The 25971-nt window shown below is 51.9% G+C and carries 23 protein-coding genes and 1 tRNA gene; 10 read left to right on the forward strand and 14 right to left on the reverse strand.

Annotated features, from left to right (window positions below; genetic code table 11):
• Nucleotides 1-1206 carry a sodium/glutamate symporter gene (gene gltS, locus OGV65_RS13070; RefSeq protein WP_016155009.1) on the reverse strand — a complete coding sequence of 402 codons (1206 nt, stop codon included), beginning with the start codon at nt 1204-1206 and terminating at the stop codon, nt 1-3.
• 225 nt (nt 1207-1431) lie between these two features.
• On the opposite strand from gltS, the gene xanP reads away from it, so the two are divergent.
• Together xanP and OGV65_RS13080 are read left to right on the forward strand one after the other, a co-directional pair.
• On the forward strand, nt 1432-2823 hold the full coding sequence (xanP, locus tag OGV65_RS13075; protein WP_003024026.1) for a xanthine/proton symporter XanP: 1392 nt from the start codon (nt 1432-1434) through the stop codon (nt 2821-2823).
• Nucleotides 2824-2944: 121 nt separating this feature from the next.
• On the forward strand, nt 2945-4654 hold the full coding sequence (locus OGV65_RS13080; protein ID WP_016155010.1) for an AsmA family protein: 1710 nt from the start codon (nt 2945-2947) through the stop codon (nt 4652-4654).
• Between the two features lie 41 nt (nt 4655-4695).
• On the opposite strand, the gene OGV65_RS13085 is transcribed toward OGV65_RS13080, so the two are convergent.
• From OGV65_RS13085 to OGV65_RS13125, 9 genes are all read right to left on the reverse strand, one after another.
• On the reverse strand, nt 4696-5379 hold the full coding sequence (locus OGV65_RS13085) for a D-lyxose/D-mannose family sugar isomerase (RefSeq protein WP_016155011.1): 684 nt from the start codon (nt 5377-5379) through the stop codon (nt 4696-4698).
• A gap of 49 nt (nt 5380-5428) precedes the next feature.
• Nucleotides 5429-6289 carry a ketose-bisphosphate aldolase gene (locus OGV65_RS13090; protein WP_142418051.1) on the reverse strand — a complete coding sequence of 287 codons (861 nt, stop codon included), beginning with the start codon at nt 6287-6289 and terminating at the stop codon, nt 5429-5431.
• Nucleotides 6290-6369: 80 nt separating this feature from the next.
• Entirely contained in the window at nt 6370-7221 is an 852-nt protein-coding gene (locus OGV65_RS13095) for a class II fructose-bisphosphate aldolase (protein WP_286455032.1), read from the reverse strand.
• Nucleotides 7222-7232: 11 nt separating this feature from the next.
• A complete protein-coding gene (locus OGV65_RS13100; protein WP_016157774.1) occupies nt 7233-8324 on the reverse strand; it encodes a PTS fructose transporter subunit IIC in 1092 nt (363 codons plus the stop codon).
• 26 nt (nt 8325-8350) lie between these two features.
• The gene (locus tag OGV65_RS13105) at nt 8351-8671 is read right to left on the reverse strand and encodes a PTS fructose transporter subunit IIB (RefSeq protein ID WP_016155014.1); all 321 of its coding nucleotides are present in this window, start codon (nt 8669-8671) and stop codon (nt 8351-8353) included.
• A gap of 19 nt (nt 8672-8690) precedes the next feature.
• The gene (locus OGV65_RS13110; RefSeq protein ID WP_003842172.1) at nt 8691-9161 is read right to left on the reverse strand and encodes a PTS sugar transporter subunit IIA; all 471 of its coding nucleotides are present in this window, start codon (nt 9159-9161) and stop codon (nt 8691-8693) included.
• A gap of 26 nt (nt 9162-9187) precedes the next feature.
• Nucleotides 9188-10741: a BglG family transcription antiterminator gene (locus tag OGV65_RS13115; protein ID WP_235116978.1), complete on the reverse strand. Its 1554-nt coding sequence runs from the start codon at nt 10739-10741 to the stop codon at nt 9188-9190.
• A gap of 446 nt (nt 10742-11187) precedes the next feature.
• Nucleotides 11188-13506 carry an alpha-xylosidase gene (gene yicI, locus OGV65_RS13120; RefSeq protein WP_235116977.1) on the reverse strand — a complete coding sequence of 773 codons (2319 nt, stop codon included), beginning with the start codon at nt 13504-13506 and terminating at the stop codon, nt 11188-11190.
• Nucleotides 13507-13516: 10 nt separating this feature from the next.
• Complete coding sequence (locus tag OGV65_RS13125) at nt 13517-14899, reverse strand: glycoside-pentoside-hexuronide family transporter (RefSeq protein ID WP_137366935.1); 1383 nt, start codon at nt 14897-14899, stop codon at nt 13517-13519.
• Between the two features lie 290 nt (nt 14900-15189).
• On the opposite strand from OGV65_RS13125, the gene OGV65_RS13130 reads away from it, so the two are divergent.
• Together OGV65_RS13130 and OGV65_RS13135 are read left to right on the forward strand one after the other, a co-directional pair.
• Nucleotides 15190-15284, forward strand: a tRNA-Sec gene (locus OGV65_RS13130).
• 161 nt (nt 15285-15445) lie between these two features.
• On the forward strand, nt 15446-16612 hold the full coding sequence (locus OGV65_RS13135) for a tyrosine-type recombinase/integrase (RefSeq protein WP_032983261.1): 1167 nt from the start codon (nt 15446-15448) through the stop codon (nt 16610-16612).
• A gap of 15 nt (nt 16613-16627) precedes the next feature.
• Here the strand turns inward: OGV65_RS13135 and drt4 are convergent, their stop codons facing one another.
• The 4 genes from drt4 to sid all read right to left on the reverse strand — a co-directional run bounded on the left by drt4 (nt 16628) and on the right by sid (nt 20322).
• Entirely contained in the window at nt 16628-18250 is a 1623-nt protein-coding gene (gene drt4 / locus OGV65_RS13140) for an antiviral reverse transcriptase Drt4 (RefSeq protein WP_065314127.1), read from the reverse strand.
• Between the two features lie 503 nt (nt 18251-18753).
• Nucleotides 18754-19320 carry a phage polarity suppression protein gene (locus tag OGV65_RS13145; RefSeq protein ID WP_080087556.1) on the reverse strand — a complete coding sequence of 189 codons (567 nt, stop codon included), beginning with the start codon at nt 19318-19320 and terminating at the stop codon, nt 18754-18756.
• Nucleotides 19321-19335: 15 nt separating this feature from the next.
• Nucleotides 19336-19575 carry an STY4826 family bacteriophage gene regulatory protein gene (locus OGV65_RS13150; protein WP_000468229.1) on the reverse strand — a complete coding sequence of 80 codons (240 nt, stop codon included), beginning with the start codon at nt 19573-19575 and terminating at the stop codon, nt 19336-19338.
• 3 nt (nt 19576-19578) lie between these two features.
• Nucleotides 19579-20322, reverse strand: coding sequence for a capsid size-determining scaffold Sid (sid, locus tag OGV65_RS13155; RefSeq protein ID WP_024154759.1), 744 nt, complete (start codon nt 20320-20322; stop codon nt 19579-19581).
• Between the two features lie 540 nt (nt 20323-20862).
• On the opposite strand from sid, the gene OGV65_RS13160 reads away from it, so the two are divergent.
• The 6 genes from OGV65_RS13160 (at nt 20863) to OGV65_RS13185 (ending at nt 25868) form a co-directional block, all read left to right on the forward strand.
• Nucleotides 20863-21129 carry a helix-turn-helix transcriptional regulator gene (locus OGV65_RS13160; RefSeq protein ID WP_000556587.1) on the forward strand — a complete coding sequence of 89 codons (267 nt, stop codon included), beginning with the start codon at nt 20863-20865 and terminating at the stop codon, nt 21127-21129.
• Nucleotides 21126-21674 (forward strand): host cell division inhibitor Icd-like protein, encoded by a 549-nt coding sequence (locus OGV65_RS13165; protein WP_181241654.1) that lies wholly within the window; start codon nt 21126-21128, stop codon nt 21672-21674. The genes OGV65_RS13160 and OGV65_RS13165 overlap by 4 nt, the downstream gene beginning before the upstream one ends.
• Nucleotides 21671-21898, forward strand: coding sequence for a hypothetical protein (locus OGV65_RS13170; RefSeq protein WP_001472076.1), 228 nt, complete (start codon nt 21671-21673; stop codon nt 21896-21898). The genes OGV65_RS13165 and OGV65_RS13170 overlap by 4 nt, the downstream gene beginning before the upstream one ends.
• A complete protein-coding gene (locus tag OGV65_RS13175; RefSeq protein WP_000743146.1) occupies nt 21895-22215 on the forward strand; it encodes a DUF5375 domain-containing protein in 321 nt (106 codons plus the stop codon). Before OGV65_RS13170 ends, OGV65_RS13175 begins: the two co-directional genes overlap by 4 nt.
• Before the next feature lie 14 nt (nt 22216-22229).
• Complete coding sequence (locus OGV65_RS13180; protein ID WP_286455034.1) at nt 22230-24563, forward strand: primase-helicase zinc-binding domain-containing protein; 2334 nt, start codon at nt 22230-22232, stop codon at nt 24561-24563.
• A 492-nt stretch (nt 24564-25055) separates the two neighbouring features.
• On the forward strand, nt 25056-25868 hold the full coding sequence (locus tag OGV65_RS13185) for a hypothetical protein (protein WP_003844494.1): 813 nt from the start codon (nt 25056-25058) through the stop codon (nt 25866-25868).
• The last annotated feature ends 103 nt before the right edge of the window (nt 25869-25971 follow it).

The following is a 25971-nucleotide window of genomic DNA, read 5'->3' on the forward strand; positions in this document are numbered from 1 at the left end:
TTATTGCGCAAAAATCGGCAGCAGCAGATACAGCTTAATCACCAGCGCATTGACGATATCGATAAAGAACGCCCCCACCATCGGCACCACCAGAAACGCCATATGGGATGGCCCAAAACGTTCAGTAATTGCCTGCATGTTGGCAATCGCCGTGGGTGTCGCACCGAGGCCAAAACCGCAGTGTCCGGCTGCCAGCACGGCGGCATCGTAGTTCTTACCCATCATGCGCCAGGTGACGAATATCGCGTACAGCGCCATGAAAATGGTCTGCACAACCAGGATTGCCAGCATCGGCAGGGCCAGAGAAGCCAGCTCCCACAGCTTCAGACTCATTAGCGCCATCGCCAGGAACAGCGACAGGCTAACGTTACCCAAGACCGAAACCGCGCGCTCGAACACCCGATAAAAACCCATTAACGCCAGGCCGTTACTGAGGATCACCCCAACAAACAGCACGCAGACGAAAGTCGGCAGTTCCAGCACCGTTCCGACCAGCATTTGTGCAACGATTTTACCCACCGTCAGACAGATGGCGATCAGCGCAATGGTTTCAATCAGCACCAGCGAAGTGATTATGCGTCCGACATCTGGCTTTTCAAATGCGGTAGGCACAGCCTGATCGTCCGGCATGCCGTCTGGCGTGGTAGAGTGTTTGACCAGATAGCGGGCCACCGGGCCGCCAATCAATCCGCCCAGCACCAGGCCAAACGTTGCGCAAGCCATCGCCACTTCCGTCGCATTAGCGAAACCATAGCGCTCAATAAACAGTTTGCTCCATGCGGCCCCGGTTCCATGCCCGCCAGAGAGGGTTATCGAACCGGCGATCAGACCCATCAGCGGATCCAGACCCAGCAGAGTCGCCATACCAATACCGATGGCGTTTTGCATCAGCAGCAGGCCAACAACCACAATCAGAAAGATACCCACCACGCGGCCACCCGCGCGCAGGCTGGCGATATTGGCGTTCAGGCCGATAGTGGCGAAGAATGCCAGCATCAGCGGATCGCGCAGGGTCATATCGAAGTTCACTTCCCAACCCATGCTTTTTTTCAGCACCAGCAGCGCAATCGCCACCAGCAATCCGCCAGCTACCGGTTCGGGAATGGTGTATTTTTTCAGGAAGGAAACAGACTGGACGAGCTTACGTCCCAGCAGCAACACAAGGGTTGCCGCAACCAGCGTTGATAACGTATCGAGATAAAACATTTACAACTCCATTAGTGCGTTTAGCACAATCACGCACGATGCATTCCAGACCGATTTTTAGCTCTTATTGAGTTTTCGGTGTGGATTTTAAGCAGAAAATCATGAAAAGTTATATAAAAATGTTTGTTTATCCGTTTTAAATATTAAGAACACCTGGTAGCAAACGTTTGCATTTCCGCCATGGTCAGATAAAATCACCGCTTTTCCACCATGGGATTGCCTCTGATGTCCGTTAACGCCGTAGAGTCAACAAATGCGCAACCGGTTGCGCAGACTCACAACAGTGAACTGATTTACCGTCTTGAAGATCGCCCCCCGCTAGCCCAGACCCTGTTTGCCGCCTGTCAGCACCTGCTGGCCATGTTCGTCGCGGTAATCACCCCAGCGCTGTTAATTTGCCAGGCGCTCGGTTTACCGGCTCAGGATACTCAACACATTATCAGTATGTCGCTGTTCGCATCCGGCGTGGCTTCTATCATTCAGATCAAAGCCTGGGGGCCGGTCGGCTCAGGGCTATTATCCATTCAGGGCACCAGCTTTAACTTTGTTGCGCCACTGATTATGGGCGGTACAGCGCTAAAAACCGGTGGTGCTGATGTCCCAACCATGATGGCGGCGCTGTTCGGTACACTGATGCTGGCAAGCTGCACTGAGATGGTTATCTCACGCGTACTGCATCTGGCGCGTCGTATCATTACCCCGCTGGTCTCAGGCGTGGTGGTGATGATTATCGGCCTGTCGCTGATTCAGGTGGGGCTGACGTCGATTGGCGGCGGCTATGCGGCAATGAGCGACAACACCTTTGGCGCGCCAAAGAATTTACTGCTGGCAGGCGTCGTGCTGGCGCTGATTATCCTGCTTAACCGCCAGCGCAACCCGTACCTGCGCGTTGCGTCACTGGTGATTGCGATGGCGGCAGGTTACCTGTTGGCGTGGTTTATGGATATGCTGCCGCAAAATACCGCGCCGGTAAGTCAGGACCTGCTGATGGTGCCAACGCCGTTGTATTATGGCCTGGGTATCGACTGGAGCTTACTGCTGCCGCTGATGCTGGTGTTTATGATTACCTCGCTGGAAACCATCGGTGATATTACGGCCACCTCCGATGTCTCCGAGCAGCCCGTTTCTGGTCCGCTGTATATGAAACGCCTGAAAGGCGGCGTACTGGCGAACGGTCTGAACTCGTTTGTTTCAGCCGTATTCAACACCTTCCCGAACTCCTGTTTTGGACAAAACAACGGGGTTATTCAGTTAACAGGTGTTGCCAGCCGCTACGTTGGTTTTGTGGTTGCGCTGATGCTGATCGCGTTGGGCCTGTTCCCGGCGGTCAGCGGTTTTGTACAGCATATTCCTGAGCCAGTACTCGGCGGTGCTACGCTGGTGATGTTCGGTACTATCGCGGCATCCGGCGTGCGTATCGTATCCCGCGAACCGCTGAACCGCCGCGCAATTCTGATTATCGCGCTGTCGCTGGCCGTCGGCCTCGGCGTTTCCCAGCAGCCGCTGATCCTGCAGTTCGCTCCGGACTGGGTGAAAAACCTGCTCTCTTCCGGCATTGCCGCAGGCGGTATTACCGCTATCGTTCTGAATCTGGTGTTCCCACCAGAGAAGCAATAAGCAAAATGCGGCGTTGATTCTGAATCAACGCCGCTGTAACGCTCTTTCACCATTCCCGCCTTGAGCATTGCGCCTAAATCGTGCATAACTTGACTATGTGCACTTCGCGGGATGGAAGACCATGAAATTTATTGGAAAGCTGCTTCTTTACGTGCTGATCGCCCTTGCAGTGGCGATCCTCGGCTTATATTTTCTACTGCAAACCCGCTGGGGCGCAGAGCACGTCAGCGCCTGGGTTTCGCAGAACAGCAGCTACCATCTGGCATTTGATGCCATCGATCACCGGTTTTCTTCTCCTTCCCATATTCTGCTGGAAAACGTCACCTTTGGCCGGGATGGTCAGCCCGCAACGCTGGTCGCCAAAACGGTCGATATTGGACTGAGCAGCCGCCAAATCACCGACCCGCTGCACGTAGACACCATCCTTTTGCAAAACGGCACGCTGAATCTTTCCCAGCAAACTGCGCCGCTGCCGTTCCAGGCCGATCGCCTGCAATTGCAAGATATGGCGCTTAACAGTCCCGGTAGCGAGTGGACCCTGAGCGCGCAGCGCGTTAACGGCGGAGTCATACCCTGGAGTCCTGAGGCGGGTAAAATTCTCGGGAGTAAAGCGCAAATTCAGCTCAGCGCCAGTTCGTTGACGCTGAACGACGTCCCCACGACCAACGTATTGATTGAAGGCAGTATTGACCATGACCGTGTGACGCTGAGCAATATTGGCGCAGACGTGGCGCGTGGGGCATTAACCGGCGTGGCGCAACGCAATGCCGACGGTAGTTGGGTAGTGGAGAATCTACGTCTGAACGATATTCGGCTGCAAAGCGACAAATCGCTGGCCGAGTTTTTTGCTCCGTTAAGCACTATTCCTTCCCTGCAAATTGGTCGTCTGGAAGTAACAGATGCCCGTCTGCAAGGCCCTGACTGGGCGGTGACGGATCTCGATCTGAGCTTGCGCAACATGACCTTCAGCAAGGACGACTGGCAAACTCAGGAAGGAAAACTGTCGATGAACGCCAGCGAGTTTATCTACGGCTCTCTGCACTTTTTCGATCCGATTATGAACGCCGAGTTCTCGCCGCAGGGCATAGCGCTGCGTCAGTTCACCACCCGCTGGGAAGGGGGAATGGTCAGAACCTCCGGAAACTGGCAGCGCAACAACAAAGCGCTGGTCCTCGATGATGCCGCCATTGCCGGTCTGGAGTACACGCTGCCGGAAAACTGGAAACAGCTGTGGATGAAACCTCTACCAGCCTGGCTAGCCAGCCTGACGCTGAAGAAATTCAGCGCCAGCCGTAATCTGGTGATTGATATCGACCCGAGCTTCCCATGGCAGCTCACCGCGCTGGACGGCTACGGTGCTAACCTCGGGCTGGTGCAGAACAATCAGTGGGGGATCTGGAGCGGGAGCGCTAACCTCAACGCCGCTGCCGGCACCTTTAACCGCACCGACGTGCGTCGTCCTTCGCTGGCGCTGACGGCGAACAGCAGCACCATCAATATCAGCGAACTAAGCGCCTATACGGAAAAAGGGTTGCTGGAGGCCACTGCCAGTATTTCACAGTTGCCTCAGCGTCAAACTCAGGTCAGCCTGAACGGGCGCGGCGTGCCAATGACGATTCTGCAGCAGTGGGGATGGCCCGCACTGCCGCTTTCCGGCGACGGTAACATCCAGCTTACCGCCAGCGGCAATATTCAAGCCGATGCGCCACTCAAGCCAACGGTCAGCGGCCAGTTGCATGCGGTGAACGTGGAGAAACAGCAGGTAACGCAAACCATGCAGGCGGGCGTGGTATCCGGTAGTGAAGTTACCGCCCCACCCGCTGCGCAGTAAAATCTGACGGCCCGGCGGCGCTTTGCCTGCCGGGTCGCCGTTTATCGCTGTAAGCGCGCATATTCACTGCACAACAGCCACTTCACCGGCTCGTCCTCTTCTATCGCCGGGAAGCGACCGCCTGGCTCAAGGAAGTGATTGTCATGCAGGTCGTCATTGACCATCGAGATCTCCCAGCCCAGCACGAACGCTTTCTCCGCCCAAAAGCGATGATACAACCGCGGCGGCAGGCATACCCCCTGCCCCGGTTTCAATACCAGCGTCTCGCCAGCGTCAACGGAACGCCGCTGACCATCGACGCTAACCTCAACAATGCGCCGGGCATCATACCCGTCATCAGGTGTAGCCCACGCCAACTGCATACATAAATCACCGCCGCCGCGGTTAACGATATCTTCCATTTTATGGCGATGAAAATGCCATGGCGTCTGCTGATCCTGCTGAATTTGCAGCATCTTTTCGGCGTACGGTTTGGGGTAGCTGGCTGACCCTAACTGACCATTGCGCAACGTCAGTAACGTCAGCCCCGTTTGCGCAAAATCTCCGCGCCCAAAGTCGGTTATATCCCAGCCCAATTGGAGATCGAGCACTTCACGCCACAGAGTGTGATCCTGTTGCCGCCAGGCGTCAGCCGTAAAATACGCAAAGTCAGGCAGGCAAACCCGAAAAGTCTCGGCGATGGCATGCGCTTTATCGACGGCATAATTAATGTGTGAACGCTTCATTCCACTTTTCCTTGTTGCGAAAAAGGCGGGTCACCCCGCCTGTATGCGGTTAGTAAAGTGACGCTTTGCCGGTTGAGCCGAACAGTTTCATTTTGTGACGGATCACATCCCGCGCGGCGCTAATGGCTTCCGGGTAAATAACGTTCGGGTCCCACCAGGTTTCTTTCGCCAGGATTTCGCGGACTTTCTGGAAGTAAGCGTATTTCATATCGCTGGAAATGTTGATTTTGCCAACGCCCAGCGTAACGGATTCGGCAATTTCCGCATCCGGGTTCGCGGAACCTCCGTGCAGCACCAGCGGAATGTCCACTCGCCCGGCGATGTCGCGCAGGATGTTCATTTGCAGCTCTGGCTGCATCCCTTTCGGGTAGATGCCGTGTGCAGTTCCAATCGCCACCGCCAGCGTATCCGCGCCAGTACGGGCGATAAAATCCTGTGCCTGATCAGGATCGGTATAAGTGACCTTCGATACGCCGCCTTCCACTGACGTCCCGGTTTGACCAATCGTACCCAGTTCCCCTTCCACCGAAACGCCTACCGCATGCGCCAGCTTGACCACTTCGCGGGTCAGCGCCACGTTCTCTTCATACGGCAACAGCGAGCCATCAATCATCACCGAGGTAAACCCACACTGAATCGCCCGCAGGACATGCTCGACCGAAGCGCCGTGGTCCAGATGCAGAGTAAAGGGAACCGAGCTGCGCAGAGTGATATCACGGACGTAGCTAAAAAACGCATCGCCTACAAAATCATGTTCGCTGGGGTGAATGGAGATAATCGCCGGGGTATTGGTTGCTTCCGCTTCTTCCACTACTGCACGTACAAAGCAGCTGTCCGCCACGTTGAATGCGCCGATGGCAAAACCGTGCTGACGGGTAGGTTGCAGTAATTCTTTCATCGAAACTAACATGTTAATTCTCCAGTTTCAGGGTGTAGAAAGCCCTGCCAGTGCGTCGTCGCAGAGGCATAGAAGGCGTTACAGAAAATGAATCAGGCTTTGTCGATAGCGCCGCTGGCCTGCAGGTACGGAATAATGGCTTCCTCGCAGGCCTGCTCCATCAGGGCCAGGGCATCAACGAGTTCACCGGATGTGTCGCGACACAGGGTATGCAGTAGTGCAGCCTTTCCGGCTTCGAAAACCGCCGCGCCAACGTTTATCTTGGCGACGCCAAACGTCGGGCAGCGCTGTAGCTGGTCAAACGGCGTCCCGCTGCCGCCATGCAGCGCCAGCTGCACCGTTGATAAACGGGCAATTTCCTCCAGTCGCTGGAAATCAATGGCGGGTATGACACCGGGCGCGTACATGCCATGTGCCGTGCCGACCGAGACCGCCAGTAAATCGATACCGGTCTGTTGGATAAAGGGCTCCACATCGGCGGCCTGGGTCATCAAATCAGCGTTAGCTGCGTGATCATAGCGCGGGGCGTCGGCCAGATGCCCCAGCTCGCCTTCCACGCATAGAGAAACGCTGGTCGCGAGCTCAACCACCGCCCGGGTCTGGCGAATGTTCTCCTCCAGCGCAAAGGCGGAGGCGTCGATCATTAACCCGCTGAATCCGGCGCGAAAAGCCTGGCGAATGCGCACTGGGTCCTTTCCATGATCCAGCGCCAGCGCGACCGGTACCGACGCTTCCTCTGCCAGCGTTTTGACGACCGCCACCGCTATCGGTGCAGGAAAATGGCCCAGATGCCCCTGATACAGATTCAGAATGATGGGCGCACGGTGTTTCTCAGCCACCCGCACCGCCGCACGGGCGCTTTCCAGATTCATACAGTTGATGGCCAGCAGCGCGTACTGCTCGCGCCAGGCTTTCGTCACCATGCTTTTCATATCGGCAAACATACGGCCTCCGGTTATTCCAGGGTGAAGGTGATCTCTTCGTCTTTCAGCTTTTGATCGCTAAGTTCATCAAACTCTTCGTCACGTTCGGTCACCGGTTTCTTCCACAACGACAGCATGACGCCGCAAATCACCGTGCCGATCCCCAGCGCCAGGCAAAACAGCAGCGGATGCGTAAAGAGCGGGACCACGAACATGCCGCCGTGCGGTACCGGGCTTTCGACGCCCCACACCATAATCAGACCGCCCGCTATCGCCGAGGCCACTACGCAGGACCCCACCACGCGCAGCAGGTCGCGCGCCGCAATGGGAATGACCCCTTCGGTAATCATGCAGATCCCCATCGGGAATGCCGCTTTCAGCGCCTCGCGCTCCGCACGGGTGTACTTGTGACGCGTCAGCAAAAAGGAGAGCGTAATGCCGAACGGAGGGATTATCGAACCGACAAACTTCACCGCTTCCGGACCGTACACGCCGCTGACCAACATGCCGTCAGCAAATAGCGACATGGTTTTATTCACCGGTCCGCCAAAGTCGAATGTCGCCATTGCGCCAAGGATGGCCCCCATTAAAAAGCGTGACCCGCCCTGCATGGACTCCAGCAGATGAATCAACGCGTCCTGCAGCCAGGCTATCGGTTTGCCAATGAGCGTCATCATCAACAGGCCGCCAATGACGGTACTCAGTACCGGCAGCACCATGATGGGCATCAACCCCTGCATCGACTGCGGCAAACGGATATAGCGCTTGAGCAGCAGGACGGTATAACCGACCAGAAAACCGCCCAGCATCCCGCCGATAAAACCGGTATGAATTTCACCGCAGACAAAGCCGACAATCAGACCCGGTGCGAATCCGGGGCGGTCAGCAATAGAGTACGCAATCGCCGCGCTAATCAGCGGTACGATTAACCCCATCCCCCAGCCGCCAATCTGGTTGAGCATCCAGGGTATGGTTCCTGTTTTTTCACCCACGTTAGTGCCGCCAAGTATTTGCCCGAGAGCAATACAGATCCCGGCGGCAACAATTAACGGGATCATCCACGAAATCCCCGTTAATAAATGTCTTTTTATTTCCTGAGATAGCGGAATTTTATTTTCACTCATGTGAAATCCCTCCAGAATGGGGATCGCTACTGGTTATTATTAACTAATGATTTTTCGACCTTTTCAAGAAACTGAATGGGCGACTTTATGACAATTTCAGTTTTCACTCGCACAATACGTTTATTTAAAAATCGTTCCTCCCCTTTTATTTTTACATCCACAGCGAGAATCACGACATCAGCAGCAGAAATGTCCTCTGTCAGCAATTCGTTTTCCGTGCCGATAGTCCCCTGGGTTTCTACTCTTATATTATGACCAAGCGCTTTAGCACCTTTAATTAACTTCTCACGGGCAATATAGGTGTGCGCAATACCCGCCGTACAGGCGGCAACACAAACAATATTCATAACATGCTCCACGTTTTATTTAGCAGACATTGGATTCAGCATATTGGCTAAAAAGCTCAATAATTTTCTGTGGACTGCTTTCGACTAACAGTTGTTCAATAATGTCGTCATCCGCCAACGCGCCGGCAACCTGCGAAAGCAGGCGAATATGGGTGGTGTTTTGATCTTCAAGGCGTACGGCAAACAGAATGATGCAGCGCACGTTGCTGCCGTCCAGGGTTTCCCAGGGAATATCCTGGCGGGTACGCCCAATCGCCAGCGTGGTATTGACCACCGCCGAGGATTTCCCGTGCGGAATCGCAATATGATTTTCGAAGCCGGTCGAGCCTTCTGATTCACGCTGCCAGACATCCTGAATAAACGTTTCCCGGCAGCTAATTGCCCCATCTTTTTGCAGAATATCCGTCAGTTCCTCAATAACCTCCGTTTTGTTTGTGGCCTTCATGTCCAAAATAACGCGATTTGTATTGAGTATTTTCGTGATGTCCATAAATCATACCTCATGGAGTTCAGACATTAATTTTCAACGACCAGCGACGTCGCCCGATGTAATTTTTCCGTAATAACCGTTTCTGTTACCCGCTTAATATCCGCATCATTGAAGAAGGCGGTGACATACACGACCGGCATGGCAACGGCAGGTAAATTGATCGTCGATACCACCAGTTCAATATCGTCCGTCAGGACGTAGGGCAAGCTGCCTGCCGACACCACGCCGACGATGGTCCAGTCCGGAAAGGCGCGCAGAATGCGGCTTTTGAGTAAGTGAGAGGTGCCGATACCGGTTGAGCAAACCAGCAGCACACGTTTACGCGCTATCTGACGCTCCATCGCGGCCTGAAAATGCACGGTTAAATATCCCACCTCATCATCCGACACGGCCCGCTCGCCCCAGCCGCTAAACACCCGATTCACCGCGCACTGTGTCAAACGCCAGACGTCCTGCAACTCGCCTTTAATGTCCTCCAGCAGCGGATTACGAATGCGGATCTGGTAGTTCAGGCGGTTAATCAGCGGCTTAATATGGATCAGCAATCCGTCATACAGCGCAGTGTCCTGGCTAAGATCGCAGTCAACCATTTCGGCGAAGGTGGCAATCAGCCGATGGGTAATCAAGCGTGCTTCGTCGCTGGAGTGCATATGGCCAATTACGCTCACATCGTTATGCTCTTCAATCACCATACCGGAGGAGATAATATATTGATAAATAAACCAGACTTCGTCTTCCGGCAGCGGGTGGGCAATGCGTTTTTCGATATGCTGAATCATGCGACTGGCAATGGAAAAGATGTTCTCATCACATGACGTGATGCTTTCTTCTTTTCTCGGTAGCGCATTGCCCCGCGTAATGCGGTACATCATGATCAGAATATGGGTAAAGATATTGACGTAATAAGGCTCTCCCAGCGACCAGCACAGATCGTTCTCCATTTCCTGCAACAGCGTCTGGACAAATAAAACGTCTTCTTCGCCGAAGTAATGCACTAACGCTTTATAACTGCCCGGATCAAGTCGTGAATAAATCACGCTTCCAGGTTCATTATGGTTAATCACACCGTTAATCAGCGACGCCATCGCCTGGCGCACCCCGCTCTCGCTGCCTTCAATGTGTGTGCCGCTCTGGCTGCGAATCAGCGACAGGCCCAGCGGGGTAATCCACGATTCAATTACTTTCAGATCGTTAACAATCGATGCACTACTAATAAAATAACGTTCGGATAATTTATTGATCGATGTTTCATGCGGCGTTTCACTTAATAATTGCGAGGCTATCTTAACCCGCCGTGAATTATTCATCATGCCGTCAGCATCATCACCCTCCGACCCTAATAACTGATCCAGATATAAAAGGTCAGTAATGTTATCGGCACTTAATATCACGCCCGCACCGGCACGTTTATCGATGGATATTTTCCATTCCGATAACCATTGCTCCAGTAACCGCAGATCGCGCTGGACGGTCTTCTCTGAAACAGATAAATACTCGGCAATTTTTAGCAGCGTAACATATTCCTTCCGGGACAGAAGAAACTTTAATAATCTGTTTTGTCGCGAGGTAATCATTTGCATTATTTACCCTTATTACATACCAGATTAAATATCTATACCCGTCATACTTCAAGCTGCATGTGCGTTGGCTTTCCTCGCTCACCTCAGTCACGTACTTATGTACGCTCAGGGGATTCGCTGCGTCGCCGCCTTCCTGCAACTCGAATTATTTAGGTAATAAAGAAGCATTTATGCTCCACGTGTAATCCGTGATGATAAATATAAGAAGACTACGATGCGCTAACAATACTAAATCGTGTCCTGTATTCCGGACAGAAATAAGACAAAAAGAGGAAATAGTGAGATATTTACGGCGCAGATCACATTTTTCGCGGGAATTAGAGTGATAGCGCTCGCAAATATGGTGAGGTAAAAATTTAAGTCGGGATGTTTTTGATTTTCAGATCTGGAACGCTGCTCGCGGCGTGGGCCGGATAAGACGCATCCGGCACCACGTTCAGATTCGCTTACAGGGCTATCGTCAGCACATCTTCATCCGGCGTGACAACCGTTCCCCACTCGCTGCCCGCAGATGAACCGCCCTTCACACCGCTAACCTGTGGAATATTACGCAGGCACAGCGTCCAGTTACGCGCATCTCCACTACCTTGCACGTTGATGGTATTACCTACACGCGTCGCCTTCAGCGTGAAGATAACCGAGCCGTCCATCGCAGGCACTTCACACACCGCTTCCCGCCCCTCCTGCAGATGGAACAGCTGGAACGCTGTCCCTTCGTGCCAGGCGTAGTCCGGCTTCTGGTTATTGCTCCCCAACGCCAGCAGGGTATTGTCACGCACATAAACCGGCAGACTCAGGAAGTCATGCTGCTGCTTATGCCAGCGGCTGCCGGCCACCTCATCATTACGCCACAGATGCGTCCAGCGTCCTTCCGGCAGATAGAACTGCACATCGCCCGCCTCGCTAAACACCGGCGCGACCATCACGCTATCGCCCAGCATGTACTGGCGGTCGAGATAATCACACGCCGGATCGTCCGGGAACTCCAGCATCATCGCGCGCATCATCGGGGTGCCCTGCGCATTAGCGCGCGCTGCTTCACGATACAGGTACGGCATCATGCGGCATTTCTGCTCGGTGAAGTAGCGCACCACATCGCAGGATTCGTCATCGTACGCCCACGGCACACGGTAGGATTTACTGCCATGCAGGCGGCTGTGGCTGGAGAGCAGCCCAAACGCACACCAGCGCTTGTAGACGTGCGCCGGAGCGGTATTCTCAAAGCCGCCGATATCGTGGCTCCAGAAGCCAAAGCCGGACAGGCCAATAGACAAGCCACCGCGCAGGCTTTCCGCCATCGATTCATAGTTGGCGTAGCAGTCGCCGCCCCAGTGCACCGGAAACTGCTGTGCGCCCACGGAGGCCGAACGGGCGAACAGCACCGCCTCTTCCTCACCGACGGTTTCTTTCAGCACGTTCCACACCAGTTCGTTGTAGATGTACGCATAATGGTTGTGCATTTTCTGCGGATCGGCACCGTCAAACCACTGCACATCCGTGGGGATGCGTTCGCCAAAGTCAGTTTTGAAGCAGTCTACGCCGATATCCACCAGACCTTTCAGCTTGTTGGCATACCACTCGCAGGCTTGTGGATTAGTGAAGTCATAAATCGCCAGGCCCGGCTGCCATTTATCCCATTGCCACAGGGAACCGTCCGGGCGCTTGAGCAGATACCCTTTCGCTTTCAGTTCATTGAACAGCGGGGATTTCTGACCGATGTAGGGGTTTATCCATACGCACACCTTCAGCCCTTTCTCTTTCAGGCGGCGGATCATACCTTCCGGGTCCGGGAAGGTCACCGGGTCCCACTCAAAGTCGCACCACTGGAAGGCCTTCATCCAGAAACAGTCGAAGTGAAAGACGTGCAGCGGCAGATTGCGCTCGGCCATGCCGTCGATAAAGCTGTTCACCGTCGCTTCGTCGTAATTGGTGGTGAATGATGTGGTTAGCCACAGACCGAACGACCAGGCTGGCGGCAACGCTGGACGGCCTGTAAAGCGGGTATAGCGATCCAGCACCGCCTTCGGCGTTGGGCCGTCGATGATGAAATATTCCAGATACTCGCTTTCAACGCTGAACTGCACTTTCGACACTTTCTCAGAGCCGATTTCAAACGACACGCACTGCGGATGGTTCACCAGCACACCGTAGCCGCGGTTGGTGAGATAAAACGGGATGTTCTTGTAAGACTGTTCGGTACTGGTACCGCCGTCGCGGTTCCAGGTTTCCACCGTCTGACCGTTACGTACCAACGCGGTAAAACGCTCACCCAGCCCGTACACCGTTTCCCCCACTCCCAAATCCAGACGCTCAAACATATAGTTACGCCCGCTGTGGGTATCCTGCACGTAACCGCTATTCTTTAGCTGACTGCCGGTAATACGTTCACCATTACGCAGGAAATCCAGCGACCAGAACTCACCTTTGGTCAACCGAACGCTCAGATTGCCGCTCTTCAGCTCGGCAAATTCAGCGGTGTTTCGCATCTCAACATTGACGTCCTGCAACACGTTCAGCGGGTAATGCGGGCCGGTATCCAGCGCGCCCTGGAAGTGCTCCATACGTACGCCCACCACGCCTTCCTGCGGCGAGAAAAAGCGTAAGGTGAAGAGTGGGGTATCCAGTTGCCAGGTACGTTCACGCACGTCGCGCGGCGCAACGTAGACAATCATCTCATTACCCTGCTGTTCAACGTCGAACACCTGAATTGGGTGTATTAAATTCAGTCCAGGTTGGGTCAGCCAGTTTCCATCGCTAATTTTCATCGTCAGTTCCTTAGTTCTGTAATTCTTTCGTCGTGAAATCCTGCTGGTTGCGGCGCGCGCCCTGAGCCAGCTGACTCATAATTTCCGTCAGATACGGCGTTTTCAGGGTATAGAAGCGTTTGGCAATCACGGCACTCAGCAGGTAACAAATCGCCGGGACAATGGTGAACAGGGCGATGATGATGCTAATGGTGGCGCTGTTCTGGGTTTTCGCGGCGGCGTCGTAGCCACCGCCCGCCAGCATCCAGCCGATCAGCGCCCCGCCGAGCGCCAGTCCCAGCTTGAGCACGAACAACGTGCCCGCAAAGCTGATCCCCGTCAGGCGTTTACCGTTGCACCATTCGCCGTAATCAACGGTGTCGGACATCATTACCCACTGGATTGGCGTAACGAGCTGGTGCAGTACACCAATGACAAAAATAAAGATAAACATGGTGATGCTGGCGTGCATCGGCACAAAGAACATCGCCATGCTCGCCACCGCCAGCGCAGCGTTGGTCCACCAGAAGACGCTGACTTTGCATTTCCAGTCAGTCAGCGGTTTTGCCAGCGCAGAGCCGATCAGGTTGCCGACGCAATAGGCGGTGAGAAAGGCGACAAACACCTCCGGCTTACCCAAAATCCAGGTGACGTAATACATCATCGCGCCGCCACGAACGCAGACGGCCAGAATATTGAGGATGGTCAGCAGGCCGACGATGCGCCATTGGTCGTTTTGCCAGATGTCGCGCAGGTCTTCACGCATAGAGGTGGTGCTCGGCGGCGCTTCCACGCGTTCTTTGGTAGTGAAGAAGCAGAACGCCAGCATCAGGAACGCCACCACGGAGAGCACCGCAATCCCACCTTGAAAGCCGAACGCTTTATCCTCGCCACCAATCAGATTCACCAGCGGCATCATCAGCACGGTGGAGAGCATGCCGCCCGCCGTCGCCAGCACAAAGCGCCATGATTGCAGGGAGATACGCTGCGTAGGGTCATTAGTGATCACGCCGCCCAGCGCGCAGTAGGGAATATTGACCACGGTATAAAGCAGGGTCAGCAGCGTGTAGGTGATTGCGGCATAAATCATTTTGCCGTTCAGGCTGAGATCCGGCGTGCTATAGGCCAGCACGCAAACCAGACCAAACGGCAGTGCGCCGAACAGCACCCATGGGCGGAATTTCCCCCAGCGCGAACGGGTACGGTCGGCCAGCAGCCCCATGCAAGGGTCTGAGATGGCATCCAGCGCGCGGGCCAGTAAGAACATGGTGCCGACAAATCCGGCTGGGATACCAAAAATATCGGTATAGAAGAACATCATATATAACATGACGTTATCGAAGATAATGTGGCTAGCCGCATCGCCCATTCCGTAGCCAATCTTCTCTTTAACAGACAGAATCTCACTTTTCATTACGCATCCTTGTTAGCACTTTCACACGCCCTGATACCGGTTACAGTTCTTGTAAACCATCCCTGTGAGCGCGGGTATTCCGATATCTCGTTATCAAATTACGATTCTTGTTTTCTGTGATCAGCGTAGCGTCTAAAAATGTGTCTAAGTGTAAGTAATGGATTTTGCGGGGATTTATTTGAAACTGGTCATGGTATAGAGAAACGGAAGTTAAAAAAGTGAGTGAGGGGGTGTGGAAACGTTTGGAAGTAGCTATAATGCGCCCCGCCTCCATGTAGCAATCGAGGCGCGGAAGATCGTCATCTCCGGTGAGGTGGCTGGACTTCAAATCCAGTTGGGGACGCCAGCGTTCCCGGGCAGGTTCGACTCCTGTGATCTTCCGCCAAAATTCCTCCGCAGCCGTCCAAGAAAGTCTAAAAATCCTTTATTTTCATTATAGATAGTGAATAACTCATCCGTAACCGTCCGACAAGATCTCCCTGAATCCGTGAAAAATATGTATAGTGGTGTGTATAGATTTTTTATACACATTTTTGACTTATACACATGCCACTAACAGACATACAAATTAAACGAGCAAAGCCCCAAGACAAGCCCTACACATTGAACGATGGACAAGGCCTGTCATTACTCATCAATCCAGACGGCTCAAAGGGCTGGCGCTTCCGCTTTCGCTTTGCCGGTAAAGCACGGCTAATGTCATTTGGCAGTTACGACCTTGTGAGCCTCGCAGAAGCACGTGAGAAACGCGATACAGCTCGTAAGCAGGTAGCAAACGGCATAGACCCAGTAGAAGAACGTAAAGCCCAAAAGCTGGCGCAGCAAATCTCAGCAGAGAACTCATTCGAAGCCATATGTCGAGAATGGCACACCAATAAAGCTGACCGCTGGACAGTAGCCTATCGCGAAGAAATCATTAAGACATTTGAACAAGATGTGTTCCCGTTCATTGGTAAACGCCCTATCAGTGAAATCAAACCATTAGAACTGCTTGAAGTATTGCGACGAATAGAGAAGCGTGGAGCACTAGAGAAGACCAGAAAAGTGCGCCAAAGATGCGGCGAGGTCTATCGCTATGCAATCATAACTGGCCGCGCTGAATACAATCCTGCACCTGATTTAGCCATCGCTCTGGCCGTTCCTAAGCAAAAACATCATCCATTTCTATCTGCCGAAGAATTGCCTCATTTTATTCGGGATCTCGAAGCGTATACCGGTAGCATCATCACCAAAAATGCTACGAAGATAGTCATGCTGACTGGTGTAAGAACGCAGGAGATGCGCTTTGCTACGTGGGAAGAAGTAGACCTCGAAAAAGGTATATGGGAGATACCAGCAGAACGTATGAAAATGCGTAGGCCTCACATTGTTCCTTTATCTACTCAGGTAGTTGACCTTTTTAAACAGCTTAAACCTATTACCGGCCAATACCCTTACATCTTTATTGGCAGGAACAACCGCAGCAAGCCGATCTCGAAAGAAAGCGTATCGCAAGTGATTGAGTTACTTGGTTACAAAGGACGTGCTACAGGCCACGGATTTAGACATACTATGTCTACGATATTGCATGAGCATGGTTTTAATAGTGCTTTAATTGAAATGCAGTTAGCTCATGTTGATAAAAATAGTATACGCGGAACTTACAATCATGCTTTATACATTGAGAGAAGGAGAGAAATGCTTCAATGGTATGCAAGTAAATTAGGCCTCTGAAATGAGGCCTAAAAGCTACGCTATCGCCATATAATCATTAAAGCTTACAATCTCATCTCCGTCTTCTAGAAATGGGTTATTGACGACATGACAATATGACTCAGCTTTAGTTTTGTAATTTTCATCTGGCATAAAGTCAACGCCATAACTTTTCATAATATCAAAGCATTTGTCATTATAAGGGCTTGGGGCTTTATCTTTAAAGAACCGCTGATAAAAAAGGAGCCAATATCTGTCAATGTCATATTCATAATCTAGTTTGATGATATCGCTAACAAAATTATTAATTTTTTCTTCATATATATCTGAGCTATCTAGCAAGCATAAGCTCAAGCAGTCGCCGAAACATATAATCTTTTCTATAACATCATCATCAATATCAATGTTATTTTTGATGCAAAAATAAAGAGTCCAGGCCATGCCGTCAGAACATTTATTCTCTGCACACATACTCAAAATTTCATTGAATTTATTTTTATATTCATCACCATCATCTAAATAGACATGTTCGATAAGTACGCCTAGATATGGGATGAGCATTGGATAATGCCATGATAAGTTTAGAAGGTAGTCATACACCTGAGTGATTGTATACTCATCTAAATTATTTATAACCAAGGAAATAGCATATTTTAGTATGCTTCCACCACCAACCTGAGTGTTCAATTGTACAGCGTAATCTAGGAAATTAATTACTTCAGAAGAACTTAGCTTGTTTAAATCCTGATCTGTAAAACGTTTTTTTGTTGGTGAATTTACATTAAGCAAAGAAACCCAGTTATCATTCAAAGTTCCTGGGAGATTAGTTATTTTAGTTTTATGTAAGTTCAGTGATAACTTATACTTAGACAGCTCCATACCGAGTAAATGTAAAAACTCCTTAGCATCATCGTGTGTTTTGCAATAGCATGTGTAATCATCTATATAACGTCTAAATAAAAATCCATCATCCCTAAGACGCTTATCCACAGCACTTAAAATAATCTCACAAACAATGCTTGAGGTTGCAGGACCAATAGGAACACCATGTGTTTCATTTCTTTTAGCTTGACGCTGAAAGTAGTCAAGTTTGTCGCTCCAATGTTTATCCTGGTTTTTTACTTTAGTATTTAAGGCTATTTTTGCATTATTAACCCCTATAACTGCCCACGGGATAGAGTGTGAGTAGATATTTGTAAAGCAGCCTGATATATCTGCGTTAACTTTAAATCGCCGTCCAAAACCATCATTTAGCTCTCTTATGGTTTTAGTTTCTGCGTCCTCATAATTCATGATTATGATGCGACCGTCAGCATGCATGTCTGGTTTGATCATGCTGTTTTCATTTTCTTTTATAAACCGTATTTCCTCCCAGTTATCATGTATATGCTTGGCTAGCTTTGAGTACGCTTTTGGATGGATGATTGACAGCGTTCTTGGGAAGTTATTATATCTGGTGGCGTAATATTCCACGCAATCATAACCTTGTAGACTCCTGCGCCCTGATGTATCAGATGAAATTAGCTCTGCTATTTCCGGTGTGAATGTTCTGGAAGAAAAGCACGGAGGTATTTCACTTATTGAACCTTTTTGGTTAGGGAAATAATTGTGCCTCAGTAAGGCTTCATACAAATGCCGTTTTTCATCAAAAATAACCATAAACCCTCGGAGTTAGTTAAAAAGTGATAAATTTAAAGGGCTATTAAATCACCATTTTTAACGAAGCCCAATAAATAAAAATCATACACGCCTCACATATCCCACTTTTCCCCTTTTGTTGGTTTATGAGTTTGACCTTACCCGGTTTCACGAAGGGCTCATATTTATTGTTCGGTATTGAGTTACTTTGCTCCGATGCTAAGTGGTTTTATCTGAATCCGGAAAAGCTCTACATCGGTAGTGACCTACTCCTGTAGATGGGTGTGAGTATCAAAAAATGCTGGCAGTATATCAATACGCTTTGGCGCGCAATGCTCTCCCCGCCACGCCTGCCCGCTTTATAGGGTAGTTTTCATGCAGGTGCATGAACCGGCTCAGGCCGCGCCGGTACTGGCGTGGTGGGGGAAATAAAATACGGGGATTTGCATGCAAAACCATGCACCTTATGGATGCATGGCTTTTTTCGGGAAAAATAGCGGAATTTTCGGGGATTTTTTCGCGTGCTACCGTGCGGCCAGTTCTGCACGTCGGCGGGTGTAAATCAGGTTCTGTGCCGGGGTGAATTTCTCGCGATTATCATCCCGCGAAGCCGCATCAGGCCTGAATCCGATGGCCGTTAAAATATCGTTGTCCTGCACGGAATAATTAATTTTTTCACCTGCGGCCAGCCACACCGACAGGGCTTCACGCAGATAATCGACCGAGTGCTGCATGGCGCTCTGTTTTACTGCGGGAAGCTGTTCGTGATATCCCATCAGCTCAGGTGCCAGCGTGGCGGCCAGCTCCGCGCCGTGCTGCTGCATAAAGTCATGGAGCCGGTTGCGGATGCTGATGTGCTGCACCTCCTCATGTGAGCGGATATAGCGACCGGCGGCCTGATTAATCTCCCACCTTTTCACGTCGATATTGTCGCGCAAATCCTGCATTCTGCGCGGGATTTGTTCGTCACCGGCAAGGAGCTGTTCACGGTATTCCCGTTCAAGATCGGCCAGTTCGGCTTTACGTTTCAGCCAGGTGTTTTTGTTCGTCTGACAGGCCTCAAAGGCCTGCTGTATGGTCACAGTGGTCACGTGTTTCTCTCCTGATTAATGCCGGAACGGCGAACTGTAGCAGCCCTGCACCTTACGCGGCGGTGGTGGCGCCACCGGCGCGGGGTCGGGTTTCTCCGGGGCGGCACGTATCACACCGTCAACCGACTCGATGGTGCGGAAAGTGGCCGAACATTCGATATTGGTACACTGGTGATAACGTTGTTTGACGTTTTCCGACAGATAACGGCTGGTACGGACGTGCGCGGTCTTTTTGCAGAACGGACAGTGAAACATAATTCAGCCCTCTGCCTGTTCGTGGTCTTTTGCGGCCAGTTCAGCGGCAAGCTTCATTCGTCTGGCCGGGCTTCTTAACAGCGCCATATCAACCCCGGTTATGACCGGGCGATTCATGCCCGTTACGGACAGAACCGGCTCCTGCTCCATATCGAAATGATACAGGGCTGACTGCAGATTCAGGGCATCGCCCAGCTCGCGGGTCACGGTCGCACGCGGCGAGGTTTCTCCGCTCATTTCCAGCGACCGTATACGCAACAGGAAGGCACGTAACAGTGCAGGGCTGATACCGGCCAGCACTTTCTTCCATTCGCTGTTGGCGTAAGTGGTGAATGCTTTTTCGTGGGCGCTGATATAAGCCGTACCGGAGGAGCATGCGCCAAGCATGGCGAGGCCTTTGTCTTTCTCCAGCTCGGTAATCAGACCGGTGAACTCATCAGCCAGTTCGCGGCTGGCGATACGTTTACTGTGTTCAGCTTTCAGTTCAGGAGTGAGGTTGCCGCGCAGAGTTCGAAAGCGGCTGCGCCAGTCCTGTTCGGCCTGTGCACTTTCACTGAGCGCGGTCTGTCGTTCCTGCTCACAACGCTGAATGGAAGCCTCAATGTCGCTGAGTTTACCCATGCTGGCCGTGTGTGCGTCTTTTGCTTCATTAAGTGCGGCCAGCGCACCGGCAATACGTTGTTCCGCGCCTTCATCCTGTTTACTGATAACGGTCTGCATGGCTTTGATAATGAGTTCGGGTTTCATGTTCAGGCTCTCCGTGTGTTCAACCTGAAATGATTCTGACGCCTCCTGCACAACAACACGATTCATTGCCGTTGTCAGAGTGCTGGCACAAACAGACCTTAAAATCAGGCTGGCCAGAGAAAGGTCGCAGGAAAACCTTACTCACCGTTTGTTTTTTTACTTATAACTATTCACCACTGTTCACCTTAAATAAAAAGATAAGTAATACAGTAAGTTAAAGGGTGAACAGTTGAGGGTCTGACTGTTCACCGTCTGTTCACCACTGTTCACCCTTCACTTTGTTCAGCCAGTCAGCCCATTAGACTTTTTAGCGATTAAAAAACAGAAATATATAAACAAAAGTAATCAGCAATGGGCCACCGGTTTGCCAACGTTTGCCAAAAAACGGCCAACGTTTGCCACTGTATAAAAATCGCTCTGTTGTGTGGTGGAGCAGTACAAAATGACTTGTTGCCCTGAGGGAAAATATTCACAAAATAGAGAGCTACCCGAAGCCGGACGGACACGACCGGCACTGTATGGACTTTGTGAGGTAGCCCGATGCACACCGCTTTTTCTTCCCCGTCTTCTGCTCCTGCCGCGCCGCTGATGCCGGTTTCTGATACCGTTCACGAGCGCTTTATCCGTCTGCCCGAAGTGATGCATCTGTGCGGTCTGTCCCGCTCGACCATTTACGACCTCATCAGCCGGGAAGCCTTCCCGAAACAAATCTCCCTCGGTGGGAAAAACGTGGCGTGGGCGCAGTCTGAAATCACCGCATGGATGGCGGATCGCATCGCCGAACGCAACCGGGGCTATGACGCATGATGATGACCGTTCAGCAAACAGCCCCTTTTTCTGGCTTGCTTCTTTTCGCCGTTTCCAGGTATAGTTTTCCCGCTGTCGCAAAATCGGCAGCCGGGCGTGAGAACCCGAGTTACTCAGTGGCGACACCGGACGCGCCATGCGTCTTTTTTTGTGTCTATGCCTATGTGCACCTGTTGTTTACGCATCGGTTCTTAAGCCGTTGCTGTATCTGCGTAATGGTGGCTCAGGCGGGGCAGCCTTCGGGCTGGCCGGTACCCATTGAGGCCGGTTTCTCACCCCCGTCTGGGCTACCACCCGAGCGTGAGAACTCCGGTGGTAGCGTTAACCGCTACTCAATGGAGGTTGCCCTTATGGCTACGACCCTCACCCCGTCACACCCGCAGTTTGTCTTTGTGTTTGCCGCTGTTCGTCGCGCAGACCGTAAACCCCGTATTTGTATGCTTCGCACCGTTGCCGGTGATGAGCACGCCGCACGCCTTTCTCTTGTTCGCGATTACGTTCTCTCGTTCGCTGGCCGTCTGCCGGTTGCGGAGGTGAGCGCATGAGACACACCACCATTACCGCCCGCGACCTCGAATGTCTGGAGCATATGCGCAATGTCGGCCAGCTCGTCGGCGACCTGATGCAGGTGCAGGACTGCGCCACCGTTCGTCGTGACCCGGCGCAGCACTTACAGCTCACCTCCGTGATTTACCTCATGACCGCCCAGCTCGACGGCGTGGTCGAACGCTGCAATCAGCACTGGCTGACCGGGGAGAGCAACGTATGAAAAAGCCATTACCGCCCGTATTACGCGCCGCGCTGTATCGTCGCGCCGTGGCCTGTGCATGGCTGACCCTGTGCGAACGCCAGCACCGCTACCCGCACCTCACCCTCGACGCGCTGGAAAGCGCCATTGCCGCCGAGCTGGAGGGCTTCTACCTGCGCCAGCATGGCGAGGAAAAAGGCCGCCAGATTGCCTGTGCACTGCTGGAAGATTTAATGGAAGCCGGACCACTCAAAGCCGCGCCGTCGCTGTCCTTTCTCGGGCTGGCCGTGATGGATGAGCTTTGCGCCCGTCATATCACGTCGCCGGTACTGCACTGAGGGAGAAAACAACGATGAAAATGAACGTAACAGAAACGGTAAAACAGGCGTGCGGCCACTGGCCGCGCATTCTCCCGGCGCTGGGTGTGAAGGTCATTAAAAACCGCCATCAGTCCTGCCCGGTGTGCGGCGGCTCTGACCGTTTCCGCTTTGACGATAAAGAGGGGCGCGGGACGTGGTTCTGCAATCAGTGCGGCGCGGGTGACGGGCTTAAGCTGGTAGAGAAAGTGTTTGGCGTGACTCCGTCAGAGGCTGCCGGGAAGGTGAACGCCGTGACCGGCAACCTGCCGCCGGTTGCCCCGGAAGTGATTGCGGCTTCAGAGGCCGAAACTGTGGCCGACCGCAAAGCGGCGGCCGCGCTGGCCGTCAGGCTCATGGAGAAAACCCGACCAGACACCGGCAACACTTACCTCACCCGCAAGGGTTTTCACGCGCTGGAATGCCTGACGCTCACCGCCACACATAAAACCGGCGGCGTGACGTTCCACGCCGGGGATGTGGTTGTCCCACTGTATGACGATACCGGCGCACTGGTTAACCTTCAGCTTATCAATGCAGACGGTCTCAAACGCACCCTGAAAGGCGGTCAGGTCAAAGGGGCATGTCATATCATCGAAGGGAAAAAACAGGCCGGAAAACGCCTGTGGATTGCGGAGGGTTATGCGACCGCACTCACCGTGCATCACCTGACCGGGGAAACCGTCATGGTGGCGCTGTCCTCCGTGAACCTCCTTTCTCTGGCGAGCCTTGCCCGTCACAAATACCCGGCCGGTCAGATTGTCCTCGCCGCCGACCGTGACCTTAACGGCGACGGCCAGAGTAAAGCCGCTGCGGCCGCAGATGCCTGTGAGGGCATTGTTGCCCTGCCGCCGGTGTTCGGTGACTGGAATGATGCGTTTATGCAGAAAGGTGAAGAAGCCACCCGGAAAGCCATTTATGACGCCATCCGGCCACCGGCGCAAAGTCCGTTCGACACCATGAGCGAGGCGGAATTTACCGCCATGAGCGCCAGCGACAAGGCTTTGCGGGTGCATGAGCACTACAGCGAAGCGCTGGCGGTGGATGCTAACGGCCAGCTCCTGTCCCGCTATGAAAACGGCATCTGGAAAAATATCCCTGCCGCCACTTTTTCACGGAATGTGGCTGATTTATTCCAGCGCTTACGCGCCCCGTTCTCGTCCGGGAAAATTGCCTCGGTGGTGGAGACCCTGAAATTGATTATTCCGCAGCAGGATACACCGGCGCGCCGTCTGATTGGCTTTCGCAATGGGGTACTCGATACCCAAAGTGGCCAGTTCAGCCCGCACAGTAAATCGCACTGGCTGCGTACGTTGTGCGACGTGGATTTCACCCCGCCGGTGGACGGAGAAACGCTGGAGACGCACGCGCCGAACTTCTGGCGCTGGCTCGACCGTGCGGCCGGTAAAAATCCCCAAAAACGCGATGTGATTCTGGCTGCGCTGTTTATGGTGCTGGCGAACCGCTACGACTGGCAGCTCTTTCTTGAAGTGACCGGTCCTGGCGGGAGTGGCAAAAGTATTCTCGCCGAAATTGCGACCCTGCTCGCCGGGGAAGATAATGCCACGTCAGCCGACATCGACACGCTGGAAGACCCGCGCAAGCGTGCCTCCCTGATTGGCTTCTCGCTTATCCGTCTGCCTGACCAGGAAAAATGGAGCGGTGACGGCGCAGGACTCAAGGCCATCACCGGCGGCGATGCGGTCTCGGTTGACCCGAAATACCAGAACCCGTACTCAACACATATTCCGGCGGTGATTCTGGCCGTGAACAACAACCCCATGCGCTTCACCGACCGCAGCGGCGGTGTGTCACGCCGCCGGGTGATTATTCACTTCCCGGAACAGATTGCCCCGGAGGAACGCGACCCGCAGCTCAGGGATAAAATTGCGCGCGAGCTGGCCGTGATTGTGCGCCAGCTTATGCAGAAATTCAGCGACCCGATGACCGCGCGCGCACTGCTCCAGTCGCAGCAGAACTCCGACGAGGCGCTCAGCATTAAGCGCGATGCTGACCCGACGTTTGATTTTTGCGGCTATCTGGAAATGCTCCCGCAGACCAACGGGATGTTTATGGGGAATGCCAGCATCACCCCGCGTAATTATCGTAAATATCTCTATCACGCGTATCTGGCCTATATGGAGGCTAACGGCTACAGGAACGTGCTCAGCCTTAAAATGTTCGGGCTGGGGCTGCCCATGATGCTGAAAGAGTACGGCCTGAATTATGAGAAGCGACACACAAAGCAGGGGATACAAACCAACCTGTCGCTGAAAGAGGAAAGCTACGGCGACTGGCTGCCGAAGTGCGACGAACCCGCAGCAACATAACCTCACTCAGACCGGCAACAGCCGGTCTTTTCCTTTCTGGCCATTGCCACAGGGTGAACAATCCACTGTTCACCCTTCACCGTATATTCACCCTGTATCACCATGAAATTATTGATAAAAAACCAGCGGTGAACAGTGTGAACAATAAAACCTGAAAAAACTTTTTATCACCCTGCGCATCGCCTGAGCGGGCGGTTCCAGAACGAGCACAAATCACAAAGGTGAAGAGTCGACTGTTCACTCTTCACCAACTCATCACCACCTAACCACATGATATAAAATGATAAATAACCGAGGTGAACAGTGTGAACAGTTAAATGCAAAAAAACTTTTTGTAACCATAGTCGAAACTAGTGCTTGAATGGAAAGCACTGCGTGCCCATAGTAACTAAAATGTTAATCCTTGATAGAAATCTCAATAATCGATTCATCCTTATGTTAAACAAGCATATATTTTAAGTATTATCATGCGACATAAAAGGAATCATTCAAATGGATGATGATAATTTTGATATTATTGATTTTAGAAATGAAATAGATAGTTTAAACCCTTCTAATAAGAAAAGATTAGCAGAACAGTTCGCTCTTGCAGCATTAGGGAGCATACCTTGGATTGGAGGTTTTTTAGGTGCTATTGCAAATTTTAAAAGCGAAGAAGGCAATATAAAATTAAACTCATTACAAACAAAGTGGCTTGAAGAACATCATAAAAAACTAGAAAATTTAAATTCAACTTTAAATGTTATAGCAAAGAGATTTGAACAACTAGGCGAGGATATCAACGAAAGACTTGAGTCTGAGGAGTATCTTGATTTAGTTCGCAAAAGTTTTCGAGTATGGAATGATGCTGATACACAAGAAAAAAGACAGCTAGTATCTAATATGATAACTAATGCTGTCAGTTCTAAAATATGTTCTGATGATATTATTCGTTTATTTATAGATTGGCTTAACATTTATCACGAAGTTCATTTTCAGGTTATCAGAATTATTTATCAAAATCCTGGCGTAACGCGTTATGAAATATGGATGGAATTGCATGAAATAATTCCGCGCGAAGATTCGGCTGAGGCTGATCTCTACAAAATGTTAATTAGAGATCTGTCAACAGGTGGAGTGATTAGGCAAGCACGTAATACCACAGAAGATGGTCAGTTCTTAAAACAAAGGCATGCTCCGCAAGCTAAGCGAGGCACATCAACGCTTGAGTCTGCTTTCGAGAACACAAAATCTTATGTACTGACCGAACTAGGAAAGCAATTTGTGCACTATACAATGAATGAAGTAGTGACCAAATTGGATTGAGCCGGAGTTACATAGCTATACACTGTGCCACAGTACATGTGTATAGCTATGTGTATAAGCACATCATAATCAAGCAAAAATAACAATACAAAACATTAGGTTA

Source organism: Citrobacter sp. Cb004, assembly GCF_030337065.1.
GTDB lineage: Bacteria > Pseudomonadota > Gammaproteobacteria > Enterobacterales > Enterobacteriaceae > Citrobacter > Citrobacter braakii.

Excerpts from the sequence above, each read along its gene's own strand:
- OGV65_RS13160 (WP_000556587.1), top strand. The coding sequence starts at position 20,863 with ATGCACACCGCTTTTTCTTCCCCGTCTTCTGCTCCTGCCGCGCCGCTG.
- xanP (WP_003024026.1), top strand. The coding sequence starts at position 1,432 with ATGTCCGTTAACGCCGTAGAGTCAACAAATGCGCAACCGGTTGCGCAG.
- OGV65_RS13125 (WP_137366935.1), bottom strand. The coding sequence starts at position 14,899 with ATGAAAAGTGAGATTCTGTCTGTTAAAGAGAAGATTGGCTACGGAATG.
- OGV65_RS13135 (WP_032983261.1), top strand. The coding sequence starts at position 15,446 with ATGCCACTAACAGACATACAAATTAAACGAGCAAAGCCCCAAGACAAG.
- gltS (WP_016155009.1), bottom strand. The coding sequence starts at position 1,206 with ATGTTTTATCTCGATACGTTATCAACGCTGGTTGCGGCAACCCTTGTG.
- drt4 (WP_065314127.1), bottom strand. The coding sequence starts at position 18,250 with ATGGTTATTTTTGATGAAAAACGGCATTTGTATGAAGCCTTACTGAGG.
- OGV65_RS13095 (WP_286455032.1), bottom strand. The coding sequence starts at position 7,221 with ATGTTTGCCGATATGAAAAGCATGGTGACGAAAGCCTGGCGCGAGCAG.
- OGV65_RS13180 (WP_286455034.1), top strand. The coding sequence starts at position 22,230 with ATGAAAATGAACGTAACAGAAACGGTAAAACAGGCGTGCGGCCACTGG.
- yicI (WP_235116977.1), bottom strand. The coding sequence starts at position 13,506 with ATGAAAATTAGCGATGGAAACTGGCTGACCCAACCTGGACTGAATTTA.
- OGV65_RS13110 (WP_003842172.1), bottom strand. The coding sequence starts at position 9,161 with ATGGACATCACGAAAATACTCAATACAAATCGCGTTATTTTGGACATG.
- OGV65_RS13090 (WP_142418051.1), bottom strand. The coding sequence starts at position 6,289 with ATGTTAGTTTCGATGAAAGAATTACTGCAACCTACCCGTCAGCACGGT.
- OGV65_RS13115 (WP_235116978.1), bottom strand. The coding sequence starts at position 10,741 with ATGCAAATGATTACCTCGCGACAAAACAGATTATTAAAGTTTCTTCTG.
- OGV65_RS13080 (WP_016155010.1), top strand. The coding sequence starts at position 2,945 with ATGAAATTTATTGGAAAGCTGCTTCTTTACGTGCTGATCGCCCTTGCA.
- OGV65_RS13105 (WP_016155014.1), bottom strand. The coding sequence starts at position 8,671 with ATGAATATTGTTTGTGTTGCCGCCTGTACGGCGGGTATTGCGCACACC.
- OGV65_RS13185 (WP_003844494.1), top strand. The coding sequence starts at position 25,056 with ATGGATGATGATAATTTTGATATTATTGATTTTAGAAATGAAATAGAT.
- OGV65_RS13170 (WP_001472076.1), top strand. The coding sequence starts at position 21,671 with ATGAGACACACCACCATTACCGCCCGCGACCTCGAATGTCTGGAGCAT.
- OGV65_RS13085 (WP_016155011.1), bottom strand. The coding sequence starts at position 5,379 with ATGAAGCGTTCACACATTAATTATGCCGTCGATAAAGCGCATGCCATC.
- OGV65_RS13100 (WP_016157774.1), bottom strand. The coding sequence starts at position 8,324 with ATGAGTGAAAATAAAATTCCGCTATCTCAGGAAATAAAAAGACATTTA.
- OGV65_RS13175 (WP_000743146.1), top strand. The coding sequence starts at position 21,895 with ATGAAAAAGCCATTACCGCCCGTATTACGCGCCGCGCTGTATCGTCGC.
- OGV65_RS13165 (WP_181241654.1), top strand. The coding sequence starts at position 21,126 with ATGATGATGACCGTTCAGCAAACAGCCCCTTTTTCTGGCTTGCTTCTT.
- sid (WP_024154759.1), bottom strand. The coding sequence starts at position 20,322 with ATGAAACCCGAACTCATTATCAAAGCCATGCAGACCGTTATCAGTAAA.
- OGV65_RS13150 (WP_000468229.1), bottom strand. The coding sequence starts at position 19,575 with ATGTTTCACTGTCCGTTCTGCAAAAAGACCGCGCACGTCCGTACCAGC.